Source organism: Luteibacter sp. P4_E6 (genome assembly GCF_056401535.1).
The window spans coordinates 1-4,733 of the sequence record NZ_JBFUJE010000305.1 but is presented as its reverse complement, the minus strand read 5'-3'; the positions used below and the strand labels follow the sequence as shown (position 1 = coordinate 4,733).

Genomic DNA, 4,733 nt, shown 5'->3' with positions numbered 1-4,733 from the left:
GGGTGATTCCGCGCAGGGTGAGCTTGCCCACGACATCGCCGCCCCGGGTAAGGATGAGGAGGGGCGTCGGCAGGGATTCAAAATGGATCGTCGGGTAGTGGACGGAGTCGAAGAACTCCGGCGCGAGTACCCATCGCCGGAGTCGGGCCGATTCCATACGGATACTTTCGGTATCGATGTCGGCGCGGACCACGGCGGTCTGTGCGGCGTGATCGATCGAAACGTCACCACGAATACCTTCGAAAGCGCCCGAGATGTTGCTCACCCAGAGCAGGCGAACGCTGAACTCTGCGCGTGAACGCACGGGATCGATTCGCAGGTCGGCGGCGGCCAGAGGCGCCGCCGACAGGAGAAGAGCGATCGCCGCAAACAGGTGACGCATAAAGCTACTCAGTTTGGTGGAGACCAGAACGTCTCAAGCTTGGCTTTGCCGGGTTCCAGCGGACCATCGAAGACGAGCCGGGCCATGCCACCGGGCGGCATGCCGCGGTAATCCTCGGAGCGCCCTTCGACAAGGAAGGCTACCAGTTGTTCGATGCCAGGATTGTGACCGACGAGGACCACGCGCTCGACATCCGATTGCTTGTCGAGGAGGTCGTACAGATCGCCGACGGTGGCGTCGTAGATCTTATCGTCGTAGGTGGGCTTGATCTGGCCGAGGGCCAGGGCCGCGGTTTCTTTCGTGCGTTCGGAAGGGGAGCAGAGCACGCGATCGTAGTGGATGCCGTGGCTTGCGAGCCATTCGCCCGCCGCGCGGGCTTCGTTCTGGCCGTGCTCGGTGAGTTTTCGCTCGCGATCGTCCTTGCCGTCCTTGCCGTTCGGAGATGCTTCCGCGTGACGCAGCAGGATGAGTTCGTGCATGGGTACCGTTCTCCGCAATGCCACGTGACGTGGCGTGGTGCAACCAACGCGTTCCCCATCCGGCTCAGGTGCTGCGCTTTATCCAGCGAAGCAGTTTTGCCCAGTCGTCCTGGTGTCCGCGTACGTTTTCCGAGTGGTAATCGAAGATGCCCTTACCGAGCGCCGTGAGCAAGACGTACGCTTGCGAGTCGCGAAGTTCCGCAACCACGGGAAAAGGAGCGCGCTCGCCGAGTTCGGCGACCGCAGCCTGGCTGGCATTGGTCCAGGGTTTGAGACGGTTGCCGACCAGGGCGACCGGCAGCTTGCCGCGCTTGACCCGCGGGATGGCCTGGAGCACGGCGAGGAAGTCGAGCGTCGCGTCGAGGTCGAAGTGCGAAGGCAAGACCGGCACGAGGATGACATCGGCCTTTTCGAGGTAAGGCTCCAGCTCTTTCTCGCCGACGCCTGCAGGGGTGTCGACGATGGTTCGCTGGATCTCGGCCGGTAGCCGGTCGAAGGCCCGGCGGCTGCCCTCGACGGCGGTTACGCCCGGGACGTTCTCAGGGCGTCGACTGACCCAGCGCAAACTGGACTGCTGTCGGTCGGCGTCGATGATGGCCGTCTGCTTCCCGGCCTGTGCCCAGTGGGTGGCGAGCTGGGTTACCAGCGTTGTCTTGCCACACCCACCCTTGCTGCTTGCTACGAGCGTCGTAAGCATTCGCGCGCACCTGCCTTGGGAGGCCTCCTAGCCTACACACCCTGTCGACCCACGCAAACGGGTCAGAACATCTTTGCGCGGACTTTCGGCAGGACGACGAGAATGAGGGTGGCCACGGGGCCGAGGAAGAGCGAAAGCGCCCACCAGGCCAACCCGCTGCGGTTCTTGCCTTGGGCCAGACCTGCGTTGATCAGCGTGAGGGTGCCCCAGCCGACGAAGAAACCAGCCGGTGCGCTGGTGAAGAGGGCAAAGTGATCCACTGTAAACTCCTGTTCTGTCGCAGGATTGATTGGTGCGGTCATGCGGACAGCTGTCCCGATCCCCCCGCGCTCAGACCGATAGTAGCAATGTCTTCGCTTGGTGAAGGCCTGACGGCGCAGCTTCCGTTCATGGTCGAACCGTATTCTTGTCGTTTTATTTCACGGAGATGGCCCATGCGGCGACGCCGCGTCGTGACCCTGGCCCTTGCTGGCCTGCTTTCGCTCCCTACCTTCGCGGCTACGCCGTGGCCCGGTGCGGCGACGGGACCGGCCAAGGGACCGGTAGCTCAGAAGGACCAGACCAAGGCCCTCCTGCAGTTCCAGAAAGACCTCGCCAGCGTCCTCGCGCTGCGGACCGAATCCGAGCCCCTGCTCGGCGCCGCCCTGCTGGCACGCCCGCTGGTCAACCCGCCCGAGGTACTCACCTACCACGCCCTGCTCGAACGGGCGTCGCGCAACGAAGACGCCGGTCCCCAGGTCGCCTGGGCACGGCTGGCCGATTGCGAGACCAAGGCGGACGCCTGTCCGAATGCGGAAGCCCTCGCCACCTTGCAGAAGCAGGCGCCGGACAACGCCGCCGTATGGCTACTCAAGCTGGGCGTTGATGGGCATAACAATGCCTCCAAGGCAGACATGCGGGCCGATCTCACCCGCGCCGCCAACGCGAAGGTCTACGACGACTACCTCGGTGCCAGCCTGAAGGCGCTGGCCAACTCGGTCACCCAGCTGCCACCGCCGGCCGACACCTTCAACCCCCTGCAGGGCGCCGGTGCCGCGGGCGTGCAGATGGTGCTGGTGTTCGGCCTGGCCAGCGCTCAGCCGATGCCCGGTTTCCAGGCCACGGCGAAGTACTGCGACGACAACAAGGAAGATGCCTCGGTTGTCGGCGACTGCCTGAAACTAGCCAAGGTGCTCGAATGGGGCAGCAGCCCGCTAGGCCGTTCCCTCGGTCTGCACCTGCGTGAAACCCTGTCGACGGACGCCTCCGACCAATCCTCCGCGAAGACCGCGCGCCTCAACCTGATCTGGGAGATGCAGCGCTTCGCGCAGCTCAACCTGCAGGCGCAGGGCGACAAGGCCACTGCGCAGAAGCTGCTCATGCTGGCGCGCAGTGGCGGCACCGAGATGAGCGTGATCCTCGCCTCGCTCCGTGCTTACGGCATGCCACCGGAGGCACCCGCCGGCTGGGAACCTTCCAAGCCAGCGGGCTGAGCGGTCTCAGCTACCGAGGGCGCAGAGGCCCTCGCATCGCTCGTCGGCAAACGCACGGGCAATGGTGTCGAGCGAGGGTTGGTCGGCCGCGGCGGCCGACGGCCTGACGCGGCCGGCCGTCTGCTGGATCACCTTCCGGTCGGCCACCGGCAGGATGGCGGCGAACGTGGATGCCACGTCCGCGGCGGCACTGACGGCGAGATGCCGGTTCGCCGCAGAGATGCCGGTCTGGATGCTGCTGGTGATGGCGCCGACCATCATGTTGGCGACGCCGCCGCGCATCTGGCGTAACCCACCCATGCGAMCCGGCGTCCGCTGCTCGGCCGGCAGCGTTCTCATGAATTCGGTCAGCAAGGGCAATGCCCGCATCATGCAGCGCGCGCTGAAGGCGCCCATCGGAACGATGGCGTCCTGATAGGCAATCACATTGCGACTTTGCAGTTCGATCACCCGGGGCTTGAGCGCTTCGGGGTCAGCAGTCTGCCCCGCCGGCGGCTTTAGCGAGGCGATGTTGGCCAGTGCGTAACCCACCGTGATCTGGTTGGTTTTTCCACACAGGTCCATCACCGGCCCGAGGTCGGCGGCCGTCAGTTTGACGTTGCCGAAGATGGCTTCGATGTTCGCCGCCCTGGCCAGGAGGGTTTGCACCCGTGGATCCGTGATCGGCGGCGGAGGCGAGACGCCTGCCTCGCCCTGTGCAGCAATCACGTCATCGGCGGCTTTCAGGAAGGCCGGGCCACCGGGTAGCTCGGTCGCGGCTGCCAAGCCGGGCGCGAGGACGAGGACGAGGGTCAGCAGGAGCGCACGTTTGGGACGAAGGTGGTGCATGGGATTCCTTTCCTGTTCGTAGAAATGTGGTCAAAGAGAAGGGCGCCGCAGCGCCCTTCCGTCACAGGTGCGACCGATCGAAAGATCAGTCGCCCAGCGCCTCGCGCATGAACTCCGGCTGCGCCAGTGCACCCTTGTGGATGTCTGCGTTGTAGTACTTCGTGGGGAAGTTCTTGCTGATCGCGCCGCGCTCGCGGAAGCCCGACAGGTCGCCGTCCTTGCGCGCCATGGTGCAGCTCCACCAGCCGGTGGGGTAGCACGGCTGCGGGAAGGGCAGGGTACGTACGGCCTTGAAGCCCGAGGTGCGCATGGCCGAACGCATGGCCTTGATCAGCTCGATATGGGCCATCGGCGACTCCGACTGTTGCACCAGGATGCCGCCGTGGCGCAGGGCCTTGTAGCAGCTGGCGTAGAAGGCAGCGTTGAACAGGCCTTCAGCCGGGCCGACCGGGTCGGTCGAGTCGACGATGATCAGGTCGATCGACTCCGGATCCACCTCGGCCATGTACTTGATGCCGTCGATGAAGAGTAGTTCGGCGCGCGGGTCGCCGTTGGCTTCGCACAGTTCCGGGAAGTATTCCTCAGCCAGGCGGGTGACGCGCTCGTCGATCTCCACCTGGGTGGCCTTCTCGACTTCCTCGTGCTTGAGCACCTCGCGCAGCGTGCCGCAGTCGCCACCGCCGATGATCACGACGCGCTTGGCGCGGGCGTGGGTGAACAGCGCCGGGTGGGTCATCATCTCGTGGTACAGGAAGTTGTCGCGGCCGGTGAGCATCACGCAACCGTCGATCACCATCAGGTTGCCCCAATCGGTCGTCTGGTAGATCTCGATGGTCTGGAACTCGGTCTTCTCGGCGTGCAACAGGCGCTCGACG

The 4,733-nt window shown here is 65.0% G+C and carries 7 protein-coding genes; 1 reads left to right on the top strand and 6 read right to left on the bottom strand.

What is annotated here, in order from left to right:
* The 4 genes from AC1DT2_RS16025 to AC1DT2_RS16010 form a co-directional block, all read right to left on the bottom strand.
* On the bottom strand, window positions 1-382 hold a 382-nt coding region (locus AC1DT2_RS16025; protein WP_477297397.1), incomplete at its 3' end, for a YceI family protein.
* Window positions 383-390: 8 nt separating this feature from the next.
* Window positions 391-861 carry a SixA phosphatase family protein gene (locus AC1DT2_RS16020; RefSeq protein ID WP_063573264.1) on the bottom strand — a complete coding sequence of 157 codons (471 nt, stop codon included), beginning with the start codon at window positions 859-861 and terminating at the stop codon, window positions 391-393.
* A gap of 64 nt (window positions 862-925) precedes the next feature.
* The gene (locus AC1DT2_RS16015) at window positions 926-1,558 is read right to left on the bottom strand and encodes a ParA family protein (RefSeq protein ID WP_213949866.1); all 633 of its coding nucleotides are present in this window, start codon (window positions 1,556-1,558) and stop codon (window positions 926-928) included.
* A gap of 62 nt (window positions 1,559-1,620) precedes the next feature.
* Window positions 1,621-1,818 carry a hypothetical protein gene (locus tag AC1DT2_RS16010; RefSeq protein WP_063573266.1) on the bottom strand — a complete coding sequence of 66 codons (198 nt, stop codon included), beginning with the start codon at window positions 1,816-1,818 and terminating at the stop codon, window positions 1,621-1,623.
* Between the two features lie 174 nt (window positions 1,819-1,992).
* Between AC1DT2_RS16010 and AC1DT2_RS16005 the strand changes: the two genes are divergently transcribed.
* Complete coding sequence (locus tag AC1DT2_RS16005) at window positions 1,993-3,030, top strand: hypothetical protein (RefSeq protein WP_063573267.1); 1,038 nt, start codon at window positions 1,993-1,995, stop codon at window positions 3,028-3,030.
* 6 nt (window positions 3,031-3,036) lie between these two features.
* Here AC1DT2_RS16005 and AC1DT2_RS16000 read toward each other — a convergent pair whose 3' ends face one another.
* Together AC1DT2_RS16000 and speE are read right to left on the bottom strand one after the other, a co-directional pair.
* Window positions 3,037-3,858, bottom strand: coding sequence for a hypothetical protein (locus AC1DT2_RS16000; protein WP_477297396.1), 822 nt, complete (start codon window positions 3,856-3,858; stop codon window positions 3,037-3,039).
* An 85-nt stretch (window positions 3,859-3,943) separates the two neighbouring features.
* Window positions 3,944-4,733, bottom strand: a 790-nt coding sequence (speE, locus tag AC1DT2_RS15995; protein ID WP_477297394.1) for a polyamine aminopropyltransferase, incomplete at its 5' end; no start/stop codon positions are given.